This window comes from Haemophilus parainfluenzae (assembly GCF_014931415.1).
GTDB classification, from domain to species: Bacteria; Pseudomonadota; Gammaproteobacteria; order Enterobacterales; family Pasteurellaceae; genus Haemophilus_D; species Haemophilus_D parainfluenzae_AF.
This window is the reverse complement of the sequence record NZ_CP063121.1, coordinates 1392940-1411368: the sequence shown is the minus strand read 5'-3', so window position 1 is coordinate 1411368 and position 18429 is coordinate 1392940. Positions and strand designations below refer to the sequence as shown.

Genomic DNA, 18429 nt, shown 5'->3' with positions numbered 1-18429 from the left:
TCATTTTTTTACTTATTTTAGCCTTTTTTGATTTAATGCAAGTTTTTGACGTATAGCATTTGATCCCGATACATATTTTTGGTTATATCTCCCCTAGTTTTATTTTTTTCTTTATCGGAGTTCATATGACTGATGAGTATCGCACTCTCCGCCATAACATTAATATGCTAGGGCGTTTTCTTGGAGAAACCATTAATGATGCACAAGGCGAAGACATTCTCACTTTAATTGAAAATGTTCGCCAATTGTCAAAACAATCTCGAGCAGGCGATAGCCAAGCACGTAAAACATTGTTGGATACCCTTTCCACCATTTCAAATGAAAATATTATTCCTGTTGCACGAGCATTCAGCCATTTCCTTAACTTAACTAATATCGCTGAACAATACCAAACGGTCTCTCGCCAACACAAAGATTTACAATCTTCTAATCGTTCATTAAGTGCTTTATTCCAACGCTTAAAAGCATTAAATATTTCAAAAGAAGAAGTTTACAAAACCGTTGAAAACTTGCTCATTGAGCTAGTATTAACCGCACACCCAACCGAAACCACACGACGTTCGTTAATCCACAAACACGTTGAGATCAATAAATGCTTAAGCAAATTAGAGCACGATGATTTGACACCTAAAGAACGCGGCATTATTGAACGCTTGCTACTTCGTTTAATTGCTGAAGCATGGCATACCAATGAAATCCGTACCGTTCGCCCTACGCCATTCGATGAAGCAAAATGGGGATACGCCATGATTGAAAACAGCCTATGGCAAGGGGTGCCGGAATTCTTACGTCAATTAAATGAACATGCTCGTGAATTTTTGGGGTACGATTTACCAGTAGGCTTACGTCCTGTCCGAATTTCTTCTTGGATGGGTGGTGACCGTGATGGCAACCCATTTGTTACTTCAAAAATTACTCAACAAGTACTCTATTTTGCTCGTTGGAAAGCAGCAGATTTATTCTTAAATGACATTAAATCTCTTGCTGATGAATTATCTATGGTGAAATGCACACCAGAATTTACCGCAAAATATGGTGAGCATTTAGAGCCTTATCGTTTTGTAGTCAAAGCACTTCGTGCAAAACTTATCGCCACTCTTGATTACTTTGATGATTGCCTGGCAAATCGTCCGCCACGCGTAAGCCAAGCGGATATCATCATGGAAGATAATCAACTTTGGGAACCGCTCTATGATTGCTATCAATCATTAATGGCGTGTGGCATGCGGATTATCGCTAATGGTTCATTATTAGATATTTTGCATCGTATTCGTTGTTTTGGTGTCACTCTTTCACAAATGGATATCCGTCAAGAAAGTACCCGTCATACCGATGCTATTGCTGAAATCACCCGTTATCTTGGCATTGGCGATTATGCACAATGGAGCGAAGCAGAAAAACAATCTTTCTTAGTACGCGAGTTAAATTCTCGTCGCCCATTAATTCCAACCCATTGGGAGCCATCTGCTGAAACCCAAGAAATTTTAGAGACGTGTAAAGTCATTGCCCAACAAAAGCAAGGCGTAATTGCTTGCTATATTATTTCCATGGCAAGAAGTGCCTCTGATGTGCTTGCCGTGCATTTATTATTAAAAGAAGCGGGTGTGCCTTATCATATTCCTGTCGTGCCACTCTTTGAAACCTTAGATGACTTAGATGCTTCTGAAGGAGTCATGCGTCAATTATTCAATATTGGTTGGTATCGTGGCGTGATTAACAATCATCAAATGGTGATGATTGGTTATTCTGACTCTGCTAAAGATGCAGGTATGATGGCAGCTTCATGGGCACAATATCGTGCTCAAGAAGCATTAGTCAACTTAACCGAAGAACTAGGTATTGAGCTCACTTTATTCCATGGTCGTGGTGGTACAATCGGTCGAGGTGGTGCACCTGCACATGCGGCATTACTTTCTCAGCCACCGCGCTCACTTAAAAATGGTTTACGTGTGACTGAACAAGGGGAAATGATCCGCTTTAAACTTGGTTTACCCGAAGTTGCGGTTGAAACCTTTGATCTTTACGCGAGCGCGATTTTAGAAGCAAACTTACTCCCACCACCAGAACCTAAAGCAGAATGGCGTACTGTGATGGATGAACTTTCCGCTACTTCATGCGACATTTACCGTAGTGTTGTTCGTGGTGATAAAGACTTCGTGCCTTATTTCCGCAGTGCCACACCAGAACAAGAACTGTCTAAACTACCACTTGGCTCTCGCCCTGCAAAACGTAATCCAAATGGGGGCGTAGAAAGCTTACGTGCCATTCCATGGATTTTTGCTTGGATGCAAAACCGCTTAATGCTACCAGCATGGCTTGGTGCGGGTGCAGCTATTCAAAAAATTATGGATGAAGGCAAAGGTCATATTATTGAAGAAATGTGCAAAGCTTGGCCATTCTTCTCTACTCGTGTGGGGATGTTAGAAATGGTGTTCAGTAAAACCGATACGTGGCTTTCTGAGCAATATGATCATAACTTGGTGAAAAAAGAGCTTTGGTACTTAGGTGAAAATCTGCGTAATCAACTCAATGCAGATATTAAAACTGTGCTTTCTCTTTCTCACAAAGATGAATTAATGGCGGACTTACCGTGGATCGCGGATTCTATTGCATTACGTAATGTTTATACGGATCCGCTCAATCTCCTTCAAGTGGAATTGCTTCGTCGTTTCCGTGAGTCGCCTGAAAACCCAAGCCCTGATGTAGAACAAGCCCTGATGATTACCATCACAGGTATTGCCGCAGGTATGCGAAATACGGGCTAGTTACGGCAACTAAAAGTAAGTGCGGTCAAAAACAACAGCGAATTTGACCGCACTTTTTATTTATTCATTACATCTCGACAGATTTGGGAAAATTCAGACATTAATGCAAAAAGTTGAGAAGATTTCTCTTTTCCAAATATATTAAATGCGTTCTCAAACATTTCTGTCGTCGCTCTATAAACCGGTTCTGCTTGCAATTTACCTGCATTTGTTAATTGCATAATCCTTTCACGTTTATCTGTTGAACTCGGATAAAATTCAATCCAGCCTTTTTCTCGAAATTCTTTGCAAATATTAAACACCGTTTGTTTTGGCATATACCATTCATCACAAATTTGCTTTTGTGTGCATTGTCCATTTTCAGCACTAGCTAAACAATAAAGCACTGCAAAATGATTGTAATTAAGTGCAAACTTAAGATCGATCCATGTATCCAGCACCTCATCAATTTCTGAAATGTGCTTACCAAGCAACTCAAAATTATTCATTTCTATCCCTCAACTTTCTCTGTTTGTCTTATTCTATCATTTCAAACATAAAAATATAGTCTTAAAATTTACTTTATTTTAGTAACTTTTGAGACTATAATTTATGCAATTTAGTAAATTATTGGACTATATTTTTATGACTAAAATGACTTCAAATGCGATAGAAAATATTAAATCAATCGCCAAAAACAACAAAAAACGTCTTTTCTTTACTTTCAGCTTGGTCACATTAGAGAACATTCTCTTTATTACTTATCCCGTTTTTGGGGGCTTTGCTGTTAATGCAATAATGAATGGTGATGTGTTGCTTTCACTTAGCTATTCCCTTTTAGTGCTTATCATTTGGGGAATTGGTGCAGCTCGCCGTGCTGTAGATACTCGTAGTTTTGCTCGTATTTATGCAGAGCTTGCAGTGCCAGTTATCGTTAGCCAACGTGAGAAAGGATTAAATACCTCAGCAATTACTGCTCGTGTAGCATTATCACGTCAATTTGTGGACTTTTTTGAACAACATCTACCAACATTAATTATGTCGAGTTTTTCCATCGTTGGTGCGGCTATAATGCTATTGTGGCTAGAATTTTGGTCAGGCATAACGGCTTGTCTAATATTGGTATTTTTTGGTCTTTTATTACCTAAATACTTAAAAACCAATGATTTGCTTTATTTAAAGCTTAACGATCGGTTAGAAAAAGAAGTCACGTAATTGAACAAAAAAGTAATTATCACTTAAATAAACATTATGACTGGCTTGCTCATTTACGTATCCGTTTATCTAATCGTGAAGCAAGCGGTTATTTATGGATTGGCATCGCATCAGCTATTTTATTTGGCGTCACTGTAGTTAATTTAGCCACAACTAAAGGTGTGCAAGCTGGGCATATTTATGCAGTAATTACTTATCTTTGGACATTTGCGATTAGCCTTGATGATGCCCCTCGATTACTCGAGCAATTTTCTAATTTAAAAGATATAGGAAAACGAGTTGAGGTTTAACTACTATAAGCAAAATATAGATGAATTTGACCGTACTTTTTGTTTTCTGTTTCTTGCGGTATCATACGCGCAATTGACTTAATGAAGGAAAACCCAATGACAACTGATATTCAAAAACTCGATCCCGATGCAGCGATTGATCTTGCTTATGATATTTTCTTAGAGATGGCGGGGGAAAATCTCGATCCCGCTGATATTATGCTATTCAATCTGCAATTTGAAGATCGTGGTGCGGTTGAGTTTGTCGAAACAGCGGATGATTGGGAACAAGAAATTGGGGTGTTAATCGATCCTGAGGCTTTTGCTGAAGTTTGGGTCGGATTAGTAAATGAGAAAGATGAAATGGATGATGTGTTTGCGAAATTCTTAATTTCACACCGAGAAGAAGATCGTGAATTCCACGTTATTTGGAAAAAATAGCACTCTTCTCACACATATCAATTTACAAACTAAAACCGGTTTAATTTTAAATTAAACCGGTTTTTGCTTAACAGATTCGTGGTAAAGGTTCGTTGCGTGGTAAGTCTAATAAACGACTTTGACCGAAAAGACCAACTGCTCGAACTTTACCATCAGTCGTTACCTCGCCGATTACGGTCGCATTTTCACCTAATGGATGGCGACGAAGTGCGGTCAGAATTTCAGCTGTTTTTTCTTTGTCCGCCACAATTACCAATTTGCCTTCATTGGCAAAATTTAACGCATCCAAACCGAGTAATTCACAAATACCGCGCACTTCCTGACGAATTGGTAATACCGTTTCATCAATTTGAATCCCTACTTTTTGTGCCTGTGCAAATTCATGAAGTACCGCATTTACACCACCACGGGTCGCATCGCGTACAGCTTTCACCCCTTCAATTGGACGAATGCAATCAATGAGTGGAGCAAGCACAGCACAATCACTGTGTAAATCCGTTTGAATACCAAGATTTTCACGTAAATTCAAAATGGTTGCGCCATGATCACCTAAAGTACCACTCACAATAATCTGATCACCTGGTTGAATACGATGCACGCCCCAATCGAGTCCGTTTGGAATCACTCCAATACCTGCTGTATTGATAAACACTTTATCTATCGCGCCTTTTTGTACTACTTTGGTATCACCGGTAACCACTTGAATACCGGCTGACTGGCAGGCTTTTGCCATCGATTGAATCAATTTTTTTAAAGTTTCTAGTGGTAAGCCTTCTTCCAAAATAAACCCACAGGATAAATATTTTGGTACGGCACCGCATACCGCGACATCGTTAGCGGTGCCACAAACAGCGAGTTTACCAATATCTCCACCTGGGAAAAAAATCGGATCAATCACAAAGCTATCGGTAGAAAATGACAATGTTCCACCTAAAGCATTTAACTCTTGTAAAGCAATACGAGCCTGATCTTCGCCTTGTGAAAGTATCGGATTATCAAATGCCTCAACAAAATAATCGCGGATCAACTCTTGCATTGTGGCACCACCATTTCCGTGTGCCATTGTAATAAAATCAGTCATTGTTTTATTCCCGTCTATATTGATAATAGGCTGCGCATGCCCCTTCGGAAGATACCATCAATGCACCATAGGCATTGTCAGGATTACATTTTTTAGCAAATAATGGACAATCCGCCGGCTTACATTTGCCGATTAATACATCTCCGCAACGAGAATCAGGATCATCGGCAACTTGATGTGGCTGACAAGCAAAATGCGCTTCTGCATCAAAGCATTGATAATCATCTGTCAGTTCTACGCCCGATTCGGCAATTTCGCCTAATCCACGCCATTCGCTACTGGCTTTCAAGCGGAACACTTCACTGATTGCCTGTTGTGCTAACTCATTGCCATGTTGGTGTACGATACGTTTATACTGATTTTCCACTTCACAGCGTTTTTCAACAATCTGTGTCACCAACATTAAAATTGCTTGTAGGATATCTAAAGGCTCAAAACCAGTGATTACAAAAGGCTTATGGTAGGTATCACACAATTCCTGATAAGGATCAGAACCAATCACCATGCTTACATGACCTGGTGCAAGAAAGCCGTCAATTTTGACTTGTCCTTGTGACAATAAGCTGTGTAATGTTGGGATGATAGTGATATTTTGACATACCACAAAAAAGTTTTTTACCTGTTGTTTTTTCGCTTGTTGCAAGGTAATTGCAGCACTCGGCATGGTTGTTTCAAAACCGAGTGAAAAGAACACCACTTTTTTATCTGGATTATTTGATGCGATATTCAATGCATCAAGCGGTGAATAAACGATACGAACATCCGCACCCTGTGCTTTGGCTTCTAATAATGAACCTAAACGTCCACGTACTCGCATGGCATCACCGAAAGTACAGAAAATGACTTCTGGGCGACGAGCAATCTCAATACATACATCAATTCGTCCCATCGGTAATACACACACCGGGCAGCCTGGACCGTGAATAAATTCAATGCTTTTGGGTAATAAACGATCCAACCCAAATTTAAAAATAGTATGAGTATGTCCGCCACAGACCTCCATCAAATATAACGGATTTTCTGGTGTAAAGTGCGGTTGGTTTTCCATTATTTTTTGTAGTCGCTGTAACAGACTTTTAGCCAGTTCAGGATCACGAAATTCATCAACAAACTGCATTTGATGCTCCTATCGTTCTTGCGCTTTTAACCAGTCTAGCCATTGCTGTAACCCTTCTCCACTTTGAGAAGACAACTGGATAACCTCAATTGTTGGATTCACTTGTTTCGCATAAGCAATACATTTTTCCACATCGAAATTTAAGTACGGCAATAAATCCACTTTATTTAAAATCATTAATTTAGAGGCTGCAAACATATGTGGATATTTTAGCGGTTTATCTTCGCCTTCCGTTACAGATAAGATCACCACTTTGGCATGCTCACCTAAATCAAATTCTGACGGACAAACTAGATTTCCGACATTTTCAATAAACATCAGGCTATTTTCCTGTGGCTGCAATTTCACCAATGCATTACCTATCATTTGTGCATCTAAGTGACAACCTTTGCCTGTATTAACTTGAATCGCTGGCACACCTGTTTGACGAATACGATCCGCATCATTTTCTGTTTGTTGATCCCCTTCGATCACATAACAAGGATAGTCATTTTTTAATGCGTTTAGCGTGGTCGTCAACAAGGTTGTTTTGCCTGAACCTGGACTTGAAACAAGATTAAGTGCCAAAATGTGTTGATTGGCAAAAAAGCGACGATTCATATCGGCTAATTGATTGTTTGCACCAAGAATATCTTGTTCTACTTTCAGTAACCGTTGCTGGGTTTCTTCTTGTTGTGGAGAGTCTGGCATGCGGAAGGAGGAGTGAGAAAAATTAGGTAGTTTTGTTGCATGTTGCGCATTGGAATCATTATGAACATGCGGTAATTCTCCGATTCTGACTTGGTCTGGATGGCCACAGCCACAGGTTGTACACATAAGTCACCTCAATAATGTTTCGTTTATTCTGTAAATACTTAGAATCTATGGTAATTCACATGCGTTAGAATACCATATTCTCTATCTTAAATATATTCTTTGAAGAGAGATAAATACATACTATCAAGTAGTTAGCGTATTTTATATCCAAAAGATCAGGTTAAATTTGCCAATTTAGACGTCTTGCTATTTTACGGCAATTTCTTTCACTCTAAATTCGGTGCCACTTCGACGTTGTAAACATGCACTGTGACAATGTGGACAGCAATCTTGATAGGCTTCAATCTCAACTTCCTTTTGACATTGCCAGCACCATGCAATCGCAGGTAAATGAATAAAATGTAACTGACAGTTTTCAGCAACGGTATCTTTGCGCATAATTTCAAAGCAAAATTCTACCGCACTTTGCTCGACACAAGACAGCGCCCCAATTTCTAGCCAAATATCTGTCACTTCATGGATTTCATGCTTTTTCTGTTGTTGATCAATAATGTCCATAATATTCTGACAGAGAGACATCTCATGCATGATTTTCTCCTTAAAATAAAAAAGCAGTCTGTTCCAATTTTACTCTTTTTTGATGTTTATTTTCAGCATTTCTGTGTTTCGTTGTTCGATATTTAAACGTTGTTTGAAAAATTTTTACTGGTACTCGTACAAGAAATCATTTTAGCGGCACAAAATTAATGCCACTGTGCTGCAATAAAGTATTCATTAAATCATTGTTTTGCTCAAAATGGCTACATTTACCTTTGAGCTGAATTAAGCGAATTCGTAAGTGAGCTAATTCATGGATCCGTTTTGATACTTCTCGAATATGTCGATCTAACAGCTCATTGATTTCTCTTTCTTGCTCTTGAGTGGCACATTGCGGATTCAGCAACATTTTGATTTCTTTTAGTGAAATATCCAAACTGCGGCAATAACAAATAAAAGAAAGTTGTTTCAAATGCTCTTCCGTATAAACGCGAAAATTACCACTTGTCCGCTTGGCGGGTTCGATCAATCCTTGTTTTTCATAGAAACGTACGGCTTCCACCGTACAGCCAACAATGTTGGCTAGCTGACCAATTTTCATTTTTTTAAAATTACACTTGACTCTGAAGTTACTTCATATTTTATACTTTATCACAGTATTCACATGTTAGAAAAGGAGAACTTCCATGAAAAAAACAGCATTACTTATCACTGCACTATTCGGTACTTCACTCGCTAATGCACATAATGTTTGGTTGGAGCCCGTTAAGGATGTAAAAGGGCAATATGTAGTTAAATTTGGTCATGAGGAAACCGAAACCTATCCTCAAAGTAAATTAAAAGCGGTACGCCTACTTGATGCTAAAGGCCAATTGCAAAATGCCACAGTAAACTTTAAAGAAGGCGAAGCACACTTTGCTGCACCTGATGCTGCCATCGCATTTATTCGCTTTGATAATGGCGTTTGGTCAAAATTGCCAAGCGGTAAATATGTCGAGAAAACCAAACAGCAAGCACCTGAAGCTGTACTCAGTGTTAACCCAGTCAAATTCGGCAAAGCGATTTTACACTGGGATGCGCAAGCAAATAAATCACACAACATGGATTATGAATTGATCCCACAAAGTGAACCGAAAGCGGGACAACCACTCGATATTCTTGTGTTAGTAAAAGGTAAACCGGTGCAAGGCATCAAAGTGGGTTTAGGCGAAGATCACCCATTCAACTTAACCAATGAAAAAGGTATTGCACAATTCACCCCTAAAGCGGGCTATAACAAAGTCTGGGCTGAATTTGACGAGCCGGTTAAAGACAACCCTGACTATAACAAACGTAGTGTTGAATATATGCTAACTTTTGACGCGAAATAATGAAAAGAGTTGTATTTTTAACCGCACTTTTCACCTGGCTGTGCGCACCATCAGCATTGGCTCATAGTTTGCATGTTTTTGCACAATATGATGGACGCACAGTTTCCGGCAAAGCCTATTATTCCGATATGACCCCAGCGGCAGAAACCTATATGGAGATTTTGCAAGCTGGTCAGGACTCCCCTCTATTGGAAGGTAAAACGGATCGCGATGGGCAATTTGCCTATCCGATCAATACCACTGCCGAAGGTGCCATTAAAGTAGTGATAGAAGGTGAAGAAGGACATCGAGCCTCAATTGTTGCCAACAGAGTATCTGCGCAAACCACTAATAACAGTGACAATGCATTGATGTTGGTCCGCGAAGATATTTCTAAATTAAAAGACAAAATTTACCTGCACGATATTATTGGCGGTATCGGCTATATTGTTGGTATTTTTGGCTTATGGGCATTGATTAGAGCCTCAAAAATGACGCGTGCGTCGCAATCTAAGGAAAGATAATATGCATTTATCGGAAGGTGTGTTGCATACACCCGTATTGCTTGGTGGTGCAGCTGTCGCATTAGTCTGCGTAATGATTGGTCTTAAACGACTCAATTCGCAGCAATTGCCGCTAACAGCATTGTTTGCTGCTGCTTTTTTTGTTGCTGGCACCATTCATGTACCGGTAGGCATTGGTAGCGTGCATCTCATCTTAAACGGCATGGCCGGCCTGTTTCTTGGCTGGGCTGTTTTCCCTGCTTTTTTAATCGCATTAGTCCTACAAGCCCTGCTCTTTTCCTTTGGTGGATTTGCCGTATTAGGTGTCAATTTATGCATAATGGCATTACCTGCTCTTCTTGTACATTGGCTATTTGCAAAAAGACTTGAGCATGACAATTCCCGTCGTACTCAAATTACAGCAGGAATTGGAGCTGGTGTAATCGGTGTTGGCGGTTCAGCCTTGCTCGCCTCTCTAGTCTTAGCATTGGATGGAGGTAAAGCCTATAGCGATCTGATCATGCTTCTGGTGATATCACATATCCCCGTATTTATTATCGACAGTATCGTCAGTGTCGGTGTGGTCTTATTGTTAAACAAAATGTATCCAACAGCGCTCAGTGTGGTGAAATGAATTTCCTTGCTATTTTTCAACCGCACTTACGATTGATTTATGTGTTTTTGTGTGGACTTATCGTCAGCACAATGACACATGGTTCAGCGCTTATTATCCTTAATCTAATCGTATTCGGCGGATTACTTATTGCGCTAATATGCTATCGAAAATCCCTTGTCAGTTATTTCAAATATTGGCTTAAACTAAATCTCTTTACGCTACTCGTTTGGTTAACCTTAAGCTGGAAAATCACCGAGCAAGGTTTAGTATTAAATCCTATGGGTATTCAGCTCGCACTGCTCATCACGCTACGTTTTAATTTGATTTTAAGTTTAACCCGACTCTTGTTAATGGATATGAACGAGAGCCTTTTATTGCAGGCATTGTGCCGTTTGCCATTACCTGAAAAACTACTTCATCTCTTTGTTCTCACTGTTCGCTATATTTCAGTGTTCAGTGAAGTACATAAAAAGATGGATATGGCAATGCGAGCACGTGGCTACCAGCCAAAACTTAATGGCAGAACCTTATTTATCGCGGCGCAGCGTGTGGCATTATTATTAATTCATGCCCTCGTTAAAGCGGAAAAAACAGAAATGGCGCTAAAAGCTCGTGGCTTTCAGCTGCATGATGTGAAAAAAACACAGGATAAATCTTGATGAACGTCCTCGAAGTCAAACAATTACAAATCATGCGCGAGCAGCGTGTGATTATTGATAACCTTTCTTTTGAACTCCCTGAAGGCCATCGTCTTTTTTTACAAGGTGATATTGGTTGTGGAAAATCCACCCTATTACATTGCCTATTAGGTTTTATACTTTACCAACAAGGAGAAATTCGCTGGTTCGGTAATGTATGTCGACAAGAAAAGGATTTTGTACCATTGCGTGGAAAAATAGGCATCTGTTTCCAGCATGCTGGCGATCAACTTTTCGGCCCAACTGTACTTGATGATGTGGCCTTTGGTCCTCTCAATCAAGGATTGAACAGAGATGAAGCCTATCAAATTGCATTACAACAGTTGGAACGTCTAAATATTGTTGGATTAAAAGATCGTTCTGTGAATACCTTATCTGGTGGTGAACAGAATTTTACTGCGCTAGCCGGCGTACTGGCGATGCAACCCAAAGTATTATTATTAGATGAACCAACTAATGGACTCGATGTAAAAAATATCGCCAAACTGACCGCACTTTTACGCGAATTACAGTTGCCAATGCTTATTGCTTCACATGATTTACGCTTTAGTGAAACACTTGCGGATTCCTGTTTATCTTTAGCTACAGATAATGATGGCTAAATGCATTCATAATGCGTAAGGAAATAATTCAATAAAAAACGGGCGAACCATTTAAGTTCGCCCGTCATTCATTTATGACGCTAATCAAGCCACAAGTGCGGTTTCTTTTAAGCGATTTTTTAATTTCGCGTATTCAGTTACCACATAGCGTTCAGCCCAGGCTTGGTCTTCGATTTTATCAATACGAACCGCGCTATATTTGTATTCCGGCGTTCTAGAACCCGGGTTCAAATGTTCAGCGGTTAATTCGTTACATTTACCGATCCACCATTGATAGGTCATATAACAAGCGCCTTTGTTAGTACGAGTGCTCACATCTGCGCGAGAAATAACTTTACCACGTGATGAGGCAATCCAAACCAAGTCGTTGTTTTTAATGCCCAATTCTTTGGCATCTTGATCGTTCATTTGTACGAATCCCGGCTCATCCGCAAGTGCAGCAAGAGCTCGGCAGTTACCGGTCATTGAACGGCAGGAATAGTGACCCACTTCACGCACGGTAGAAAGTACCAATGGGAACTCTTCAGAAAGATCTTCCATCGGTGGCTCCCAGTCACAGGCGAAGAACTCAGCTTTGCCGTTCGGACGGTCGAAGATTTGGCCTTTATACAAGTATGTTGTGCCTTGATCTTCAGGGCCTTCATCAGTACATGGCCATTGAATATAACCCAAGCCTTCCATTTTTTCGTAAGTTGCCCCTTTATAAATTGGACAAAGCGAACGAAGTTCATCCCAAATTTCTTTGGTATTGTTATAGTGCATTGGGTAGCCCATTGCTGTAGCAAGTTCGCTAATGATTACCCAGTCATCCTTGACGTTGCCGGTTGGTTCAACGGCTTTATAGAAACGTTGGAAACCACGGTCAGCAGCACTATATACACCTTCATGTTCAGCACAAGAAGTCGCAGGTAATAAAATATCTGCTTCTGCGGCTGTTTGAGTCATGAAAATATCTTGAACGATAAGAAGCTCAACTTTCTCGAAGGCTTTTTTAACAGCATTAATATCAGGCTCAGTTTGTAATGTATCTTCACCCATGATATAGAATGCTTTAATTTTATCTTCCATGATCGCTTCAGGTACTTCACTCAACGGTACACCTGGTTTGCTTGGAATAGACGGTACGCCCCAAGCTTTCGCAAATTTTGCATTAATTTCTGGGTCAGCAAAACTTTGATAGCCTGGTAATGTGTTGAATAACGCACCCATATCGCATGCGCCCTGTACGTTGTTTTGACCACGTACTGGGTTCACCCCAACATTTGGTTTACCTAAGTTACCGGTAAGCATTGCCAAGCTTGCTAATGCACGTACGGTTTCTACACCTTGACGGAATTGGCAAACGCCCATACCCCATAAGATAGTAGCAGTTTCCGCTTTTGCATAAGTGCGGGCAATTTCACGCAACATTTCAGGTTCAATACCGGTGATGTGTTGAGTGGATTCCGGTGTATAAGCTTTCACGGTTTCATAGAACGCATCGAAGTTTTCGGTGTGTTCATCAATAAATTTTTGATCTTGTAATCCTTCTTCTAAAATCACATTCATCATCGCATTCAAGAATGCGACGTTAGACCCGTTAGCAAGCGGTGCATAAATATCCGCAATACGGGCTGTTTCGATTTTACGAGGGTCACAAACAATGATTTTCGCCCCTTTTGCTTTGGCGTGGTTAATCCGACGCGCCACAATAGGGTGTGAAGTGGAGGCATTATAGCCAAAAATGAATACGCATTTGGTATCTTCAATCTCAACAATTGAGTTGGACATTGCGCCGTTACCGACCGATTTGAGCAGACCTGTTACAGAAGGGCCGTGTCACACGCGCGCACAACAGTCAATGTTGTTATTTCCTAATACCGCACGGGCGAATTTTTGCATAACGAAGTTCACTTCGTTACCTGGTCCACGGGAAGAACCCGTTACCATAATCGATTCGTTACCGTACTTTTCTTTGATTTCACTGAGACGTCTTGCTGTGTAAGAAATCGCTTCTTCCCAGCTCACTGGTGTGAATGGTTCGCCACGTTTGTAGCGGATCATCGGTTGAGTTAGGCGAGGAGTCAGGATTTTTGTATCATGCACAAAATCCCAGCCATAATATCCTTTTAGGCATAACTCCCCTTCGTTTGTCTTGCCGTTTGCACCTTCAGCTCCCACAATTTTGTTGTTTTCCACCAAAAGATGGATTTTACAACCTGAGGCACAATACGGACATACGGTAATTACTTTTTTAATAGCCATAGTAACGTCCTTATTTTAGTACAACACGAGGTTAGAGATAGAATTAGAATAATTAATTCTGGGTATATATTACACCCAAAATCAGTTCATAGTCTTACAAAAAACATGGATTTATTGATATAAAACAGGTTTTCGTAATATTTTTAAATATGTTTAGAAAATCACCCTCACTTTTTTACAAAACAGGAATATCTTCAAGCGATCTTCCCTCTTTTAAAAAATCATACATAAATTGCACAGACTCTTTTACGCTTTCTGTCATCGGAAAACCAAAGGAAACCAGATCGGGTTGAAGCCCCACGAAAACAATTTGTTTAATATCTTGTTCCAGTTGTTCAATGAGGTAATTGAGCGGCATATTATGCGTACTCATGAAAAACATTTCAGCAATGCTCTCTTTTTCAATGATTCGGATTTTGCCCGGCGCTAATTCCATATCAGCCGCATCGAAAATTAAAAGCAAATCGGGTTTCATGTTTCGCACAATATGTGCAACATTTTCCGGTGCTGAGCCACCGTCAAGTGCGGTCCAATTTGGCAATGGATTTTCATTCAATAGCTGATAGAGATAAGGACCCGCACCGTCATCCCCCATCATACTGTTGCCAACCGTTAAGATCACATTATTCGTCACGACGTTTCACCATAATATACATCACAGGTTCACGCTGAATCGACGCTAACGTATCCATTAGAATTTCGACCCACTCTTGATGTTCTGGGGCAAAATTGGCTTTGTTCTCATCCATTGCTTTCGCCAATAAATTGACATGGCTGGAGTCAATCACAATTTCACCAAATCGCATTAAGCCGGCAAATTTGCGTTTAGCATCCCCTTCTGGAAAGCTCTCTACAAAACGTTGATAATCGTCGTAATCGCAAATTAGTAACTTTTTAAAACAATCTATCACGCCAACATGGTGACCAATCGCCAAAGAGTAATACATTACCTGTTTTGCTTGCTCTGGCACTTGTTCATCGTTTTCGACGAAACGTTCGTTTAATAAATAGAAAAAGACTTTTGTTGTCATAACATTCCCATTTTTATAGGGGCAATCACTTGCCCCGTAATTAATTATCCCGAAAACGGCATACTAATCGCATGCAAACGATTGACGATTTCGCTTAAACGCGGATCGGCTTCGCGTTCTAGGTATTCACCTAAACGTACACCGAATGGCACCTTATCATCTTCGGCCATCATTGCCATAAATTGGTTAGCAATGTTGCCACCTTGACGATAACCGGCTAGACGACGAGCTTCTCGTTCAAGACTAATACGCAAATCCAACGGAATGGTTGGGAAACGTAATTTAGCTTCTGCGTTAGGATCAGCTTTTTCTTGTTTACCTTTGAGCTTTTGATCAAGCAAACCAAGTGCTACCGCGAATCCATAAATTGTCGCTGCAGGGGTTGGAGGACAGCCAGGGATATACACATCAATTGGTACAATTTGATCACTACCGCCCCAAACACAATAGAGATCGTGGAAAATACCGCCGCCACAACCGCAAGCACCGTAAGAAATACAGATTTTAGGATCCGGTGCAGCTTGGTAAGCACGCATTGCTGGCGTACGCATCGCACGGGTAACCGCACCGGTGAACAATAAAATGTCCGCATGACGAGGTGAGGCTACCACTTTAATACCAAAACGTTCTGCATCGAATGTTGGCGTAATGGTACTGAAAATTTCGATTTCACACCCATTACAACCGCCGCAGTCCACACGATAAACGTAAGCTGAACGTTGAATATCTTTCAGCAACGTTTGTTTCATTTTGGCAATATTTTCATCAATACTAAACGGTGTTGATATGCCATTGACCGGCATTGGAATTTGTGTGTTCATCGTCTTTCGCCTCCTGCTAAAACGTTAGGTAAATCAACCGCACTTTGTTCTCGTTGCTCGAGCGCATTTTTGAAATTCAAGCGAACCGGCTCTTTAAAGTCGATTAATTTCATCCGCATATTGGATTCCATATTCGCGGTTTTTTCTAAGCTGTGCTGACGTTTACAAACCGGACAAGTATGCAACTCTGCCAATTTTTGTTTCACTAATTCAGGTTTATCTAAAGTTTGTTTGAATAAATCAATGGTGTAATTCAATTCTTTATAAGAAATAAACGGTTTACCACATTCCTGACAAGTTACTGTAGCAAAGGTTGTTTCTTGGAAAAGATCCTGTTTATTGGTCACTGAGAGTTCAAAATCTTGTGATAAGCGAATCGCCTTAGTTGGGCAAACTTCTTCACAACGACCACAGAAAATACAACGACCAAGAAATAATGACCAGGTACGGTCGCCTGTCACCGGATCCGTTCTCATGGTCAACGCATTAGCTGGACAGGCAATGGTACAAGCCGCACAAACAATACATTGATCAGAATTGAGTTCCGGTTTTCCTCTAAAATCCTCATCGACTTCATAAGGTTTGAACGGATATTTGGTGGTGACATCACCTGCTTTAAATACTGTTTTTAGTAATTTAAACATTTTCCGCCTCCCCTATTTCAATGGTGAATTTTTACGTTCAATACCGTAGCGTTCAATCTCTTTATAATCTACGGTTTTCGCTTTGCGTTTACGCACATCCACCACGGTGACACGGTCGGTACAAGAATAGCAAGGGTCAAGACTACCAATAATAAGTGGCGCATCAGACACTGTATTGCCACGCAACATATAGCGCAAGGTTGGCCAGTTAGCATAAGTCGCGGCACGACAACGCCAACGGAAAAGTTTTTGGTTGTCGCCTAGCATTGACCAGTGAATATCCTCACCACGTGGTGCTTCGGTAATCCCTAAAGCAAAACGTCCAGGCGTATAATTGAAACCTTCTTTTAAGATTTCACCACTTGGCAAGTTATCCACCATGTAATCAATAATATTCATGGATTCAAACACTTCATTAATCCGCACTTTCACACGGGATAATACGTCACCATTGGCTTCAGTGAAGAGATTGAAAGGAACATCGCCATAACCGGAGAACGGATGTACTTTACGCACATCACGAGCAAAGCCAGAACCACGAATCATTGGACCAACCGGACTAAAGTCACGAGCGATATCTTTTGCCAATACACCGACACCTACCGTACGTTGTTCCATATTCGGTGTATTTAATAAAATATCAGTCAAGGTTTTGAGTTCTTCACGCATTTCGCCGATAAGTTTGATACATTGCTCACGTTGATGTTTCAACATATCGCGACGCACACCACCGATAAGGTTAATACCATAGGTTTTACGTGCACCGGTTAGCACTTCTGCCAAGGTCATAGATTTCTCACGAACGCGGAAGAATTGCATAAAGCCAGTATCAAAGCCGGTAAAGTGGCTAGATAGACCTAAGTTTAATAAGTGACTATGTAAACGTTCTACTTCTAATAAAATCGCACGAATCCATTCAGCGCGTTTTGGAATTTGAATCCCTAAAGCACTTTCGACGGAATTGGCATAGGCCACACTATGTGTGAAACCACAAATCCCACATACACGGTCAGCCAGGAAGTTAACTTGGTCGTAATCCATGCGAGTTTCTGCTAATTTTTCCATACCACGGTGTACATAGAACAAACGATAATCCGCATCAATGATGTCTTCCCCATCCACGAACAAACGGAAGTGTCCAGGTTCATCGGAAGTGATATGTAACGGACCAAGTGGAACGATACGTGCTTCGCCTTTTTCGTTAATAAATTCGTATGTTTCTGTTGCGGTTGTCGGATCGGGACGTAAACGGTAATCCATGGAGTCTTTACGTAATGGATAAAGATCATCCGGCCAATCATCTGGCAACACTAAGCGGCGTTGGTCAGGTAACCCGACGGCTTTCAAACCATACATATCGAATAATTCACGTTCGCCCCAAACCGCCGCTTTGACTTTTGGTGTCACAGACGGAAATTCTAGGCTCACAGGATCAACTAAAGCTTTAATGGTGATAAAAGTTTTCACTTCCCCTTCCATGGAAAGCACGTAGTACACTGCATAATTGCCATGAATTGAACGCTCATCATTCCCGAATACCAAAGGTAACCAACCTTCATGTTGATAATAAAGGTATTCAACAACATCAGGTAACATATTGGTTTTAATGGTAAGAGTAACCTGATTTGGTGTTGACCACTCCTCATCCAAAATGGTATTTGGAAATTTTGCATTGACTGCTTCAATGTAATTTTTGCCAATCATTTTGGCTGGATCGACTGATGTATTTTTAGTTAATTCCATATATTTATCCCTCCTGTC

Annotated in this window: 19 protein-coding genes and 1 pseudogene; 8 read left to right on the top strand and 12 right to left on the bottom strand. The window is 40.6% G+C overall.

Features of this window, described 5'->3' with window-relative positions; translation table 11 throughout:
• Positions 1–125 precede the first annotated feature (125 nt).
• Positions 126–2765 (top strand): phosphoenolpyruvate carboxylase, encoded by a 2640-nt coding sequence (gene ppc, locus INP93_RS06945; protein ID WP_197544496.1) that lies wholly within the window; start codon positions 126–128, stop codon positions 2763–2765.
• Positions 2766–2821: 56 nt separating this feature from the next.
• On the opposite strand, the gene INP93_RS06940 is transcribed toward ppc, so the two are convergent.
• Positions 2822–3253 (bottom strand): MarR family winged helix-turn-helix transcriptional regulator, encoded by a 432-nt coding sequence (locus INP93_RS06940; protein ID WP_197544495.1) that lies wholly within the window; start codon positions 3251–3253, stop codon positions 2822–2824.
• A gap of 103 nt (positions 3254–3356) precedes the next feature.
• On the opposite strand from INP93_RS06940, the pseudogene INP93_RS09745 reads away from it, so the two are divergent.
• Positions 3357–4249, top strand: a pseudogene (locus tag INP93_RS09745) (ABC transporter six-transmembrane domain-containing protein).
• Between the two features lie 96 nt (positions 4250–4345).
• Positions 4346–4669 (top strand): HI1450 family dsDNA-mimic protein, encoded by a 324-nt coding sequence (locus INP93_RS06930; protein WP_005697650.1) that lies wholly within the window; start codon positions 4346–4348, stop codon positions 4667–4669.
• Positions 4670–4736: 67 nt separating this feature from the next.
• On the opposite strand, the gene hypE is transcribed toward INP93_RS06930, so the two are convergent.
• From hypE to INP93_RS06905, 5 genes are all read right to left on the bottom strand, one after another.
• A complete protein-coding gene (gene hypE, locus INP93_RS06925; RefSeq protein ID WP_197544494.1) occupies positions 4737–5750 on the bottom strand; it encodes a hydrogenase expression/formation protein HypE in 1014 nt (337 codons plus the stop codon).
• A 4-nt stretch (positions 5751–5754) separates the two neighbouring features.
• Entirely contained in the window at positions 5755–6867 is a 1113-nt protein-coding gene (gene hypD / locus INP93_RS06920; protein ID WP_197544493.1) for a hydrogenase formation protein HypD, read from the bottom strand.
• 9 nt (positions 6868–6876) lie between these two features.
• A complete protein-coding gene (hypB, locus tag INP93_RS06915) occupies positions 6877–7683 on the bottom strand; it encodes a hydrogenase nickel incorporation protein HypB (RefSeq protein ID WP_005696252.1) in 807 nt (268 codons plus the stop codon).
• Between the two features lie 186 nt (positions 7684–7869).
• Positions 7870–8211: a hydrogenase maturation nickel metallochaperone HypA gene (gene hypA, locus INP93_RS06910; RefSeq protein ID WP_197542115.1), complete on the bottom strand. Its 342-nt coding sequence runs from the start codon at positions 8209–8211 to the stop codon at positions 7870–7872.
• A gap of 136 nt (positions 8212–8347) precedes the next feature.
• The gene (locus INP93_RS06905) at positions 8348–8761 is read right to left on the bottom strand and encodes a MerR family transcriptional regulator (RefSeq protein WP_049357439.1); all 414 of its coding nucleotides are present in this window, start codon (positions 8759–8761) and stop codon (positions 8348–8350) included.
• A gap of 85 nt (positions 8762–8846) precedes the next feature.
• Here INP93_RS06905 and INP93_RS06900 point away from each other — a divergent pair, with 85 nt between their 5' ends.
• The 5 genes from INP93_RS06900 to INP93_RS06880 are packed head-to-tail and all read left to right on the top strand — an operon-like array spanning position 8847 to position 11928.
• Entirely contained in the window at positions 8847–9530 is a 684-nt protein-coding gene (locus INP93_RS06900) for a DUF4198 domain-containing protein (RefSeq protein WP_197542116.1), read from the top strand.
• A complete protein-coding gene (locus INP93_RS06895; protein ID WP_049365596.1) occupies positions 9530–10033 on the top strand; it encodes an HI_1622 family ECF transport-associated protein in 504 nt (167 codons plus the stop codon). Before INP93_RS06900 ends, INP93_RS06895 begins: the two co-directional genes overlap by 1 nt.
• Position 10034: 1 nt before the next feature.
• Positions 10035–10646 carry a cobalt transporter CbiM gene (cbiM, locus tag INP93_RS06890; protein ID WP_178164579.1) on the top strand — a complete coding sequence of 204 codons (612 nt, stop codon included), beginning with the start codon at positions 10035–10037 and terminating at the stop codon, positions 10644–10646.
• The gene (locus tag INP93_RS06885; protein ID WP_193451655.1) at positions 10643–11287 is read left to right on the top strand and encodes an energy-coupling factor transporter transmembrane component T family protein; all 645 of its coding nucleotides are present in this window, start codon (positions 10643–10645) and stop codon (positions 11285–11287) included. The genes cbiM and INP93_RS06885 overlap by 4 nt, the downstream gene beginning before the upstream one ends.
• Positions 11287–11928 (top strand): energy-coupling factor ABC transporter ATP-binding protein, encoded by a 642-nt coding sequence (locus INP93_RS06880; RefSeq protein WP_193451696.1) that lies wholly within the window; start codon positions 11287–11289, stop codon positions 11926–11928. Before INP93_RS06885 ends, INP93_RS06880 begins: the two co-directional genes overlap by 1 nt.
• Positions 11929–12012: 84 nt before the next feature.
• Here the strand turns inward: INP93_RS06880 and fdhF are convergent, their stop codons facing one another.
• From fdhF to INP93_RS06845, 6 genes are all read right to left on the bottom strand, one after another.
• Positions 12013–14172, bottom strand: coding sequence for a formate dehydrogenase subunit alpha (gene fdhF / locus INP93_RS06875; protein ID WP_231844663.1), 2160 nt, complete (start codon positions 14170–14172; stop codon positions 12013–12015).
• Positions 14173–14347: 175 nt separating this feature from the next.
• Complete coding sequence (gene hycI, locus INP93_RS06865) at positions 14348–14770, bottom strand: hydrogenase maturation peptidase HycI (protein WP_232087621.1); 423 nt, start codon at positions 14768–14770, stop codon at positions 14348–14350.
• A gap of 25 nt (positions 14771–14795) precedes the next feature.
• Entirely contained in the window at positions 14796–15203 is a 408-nt protein-coding gene (locus INP93_RS06860; protein WP_197544491.1) for a formate hydrogenlyase maturation HycH family protein, read from the bottom strand.
• A 44-nt stretch (positions 15204–15247) separates the two neighbouring features.
• Entirely contained in the window at positions 15248–16024 is a 777-nt protein-coding gene (locus tag INP93_RS06855; protein WP_197544490.1) for an NADH-quinone oxidoreductase subunit B family protein, read from the bottom strand.
• A complete protein-coding gene (locus INP93_RS06850) occupies positions 16021–16668 on the bottom strand; it encodes a formate hydrogenlyase complex iron-sulfur subunit (RefSeq protein ID WP_193451656.1) in 648 nt (215 codons plus the stop codon). The genes INP93_RS06855 and INP93_RS06850 overlap by 4 nt, the downstream gene beginning before the upstream one ends.
• Positions 16669–16680: 12 nt before the next feature.
• Complete coding sequence (locus INP93_RS06845) at positions 16681–18411, bottom strand: hydrogenase large subunit (RefSeq protein WP_111387854.1); 1731 nt, start codon at positions 18409–18411, stop codon at positions 16681–16683.
• Positions 18412–18429 lie beyond the last annotated feature (18 nt).

Coding starts and splice junctions, on each gene's coding strand:
- ppc (WP_197544496.1), top strand. CDS start 126: ATGACTGATGAGTATCGCACTCTCCGCCATAACATTAATATGCTAGGG.
- INP93_RS06940 (WP_197544495.1), bottom strand. CDS start 3,253: ATGAATAATTTTGAGTTGCTTGGTAAGCACATTTCAGAAATTGATGAG.
- INP93_RS06930 (WP_005697650.1), top strand. CDS start 4,346: ATGACAACTGATATTCAAAAACTCGATCCCGATGCAGCGATTGATCTT.
- hypE (WP_197544494.1), bottom strand. CDS start 5,750: ATGACTGATTTTATTACAATGGCACACGGAAATGGTGGTGCCACAATG.
- hypD (WP_197544493.1), bottom strand. CDS start 6,867: ATGCAGTTTGTTGATGAATTTCGTGATCCTGAACTGGCTAAAAGTCTG.
- hypB (WP_005696252.1), bottom strand. CDS start 7,683: ATGTGTACAACCTGTGGCTGTGGCCATCCAGACCAAGTCAGAATCGGA.
- hypA (WP_197542115.1), bottom strand. CDS start 8,211: ATGCATGAGATGTCTCTCTGTCAGAATATTATGGACATTATTGATCAA.
- INP93_RS06905 (WP_049357439.1), bottom strand. CDS start 8,761: ATGAAAATTGGTCAGCTAGCCAACATTGTTGGCTGTACGGTGGAAGCC.
- INP93_RS06900 (WP_197542116.1), top strand. CDS start 8,847: ATGAAAAAAACAGCATTACTTATCACTGCACTATTCGGTACTTCACTC.
- INP93_RS06895 (WP_049365596.1), top strand. CDS start 9,530: ATGAAAAGAGTTGTATTTTTAACCGCACTTTTCACCTGGCTGTGCGCA.
- cbiM (WP_178164579.1), top strand. CDS start 10,035: ATGCATTTATCGGAAGGTGTGTTGCATACACCCGTATTGCTTGGTGGT.
- INP93_RS06885 (WP_193451655.1), top strand. CDS start 10,643: ATGAATTTCCTTGCTATTTTTCAACCGCACTTACGATTGATTTATGTG.
- INP93_RS06880 (WP_193451696.1), top strand. CDS start 11,287: ATGAACGTCCTCGAAGTCAAACAATTACAAATCATGCGCGAGCAGCGT.
- hycI (WP_232087621.1), bottom strand. CDS start 14,770: ATGATGGGGGATGACGGTGCGGGTCCTTATCTCTATCAGCTATTGAAT.
- INP93_RS06860 (WP_197544491.1), bottom strand. CDS start 15,203: ATGACAACAAAAGTCTTTTTCTATTTATTAAACGAACGTTTCGTCGAA.
- INP93_RS06855 (WP_197544490.1), bottom strand. CDS start 16,024: ATGAACACACAAATTCCAATGCCGGTCAATGGCATATCAACACCGTTT.
- INP93_RS06850 (WP_193451656.1), bottom strand. CDS start 16,668: ATGTTTAAATTACTAAAAACAGTATTTAAAGCAGGTGATGTCACCACC.
- INP93_RS06845 (WP_111387854.1), bottom strand. CDS start 18,411: ATGGAATTAACTAAAAATACATCAGTCGATCCAGCCAAAATGATTGGC.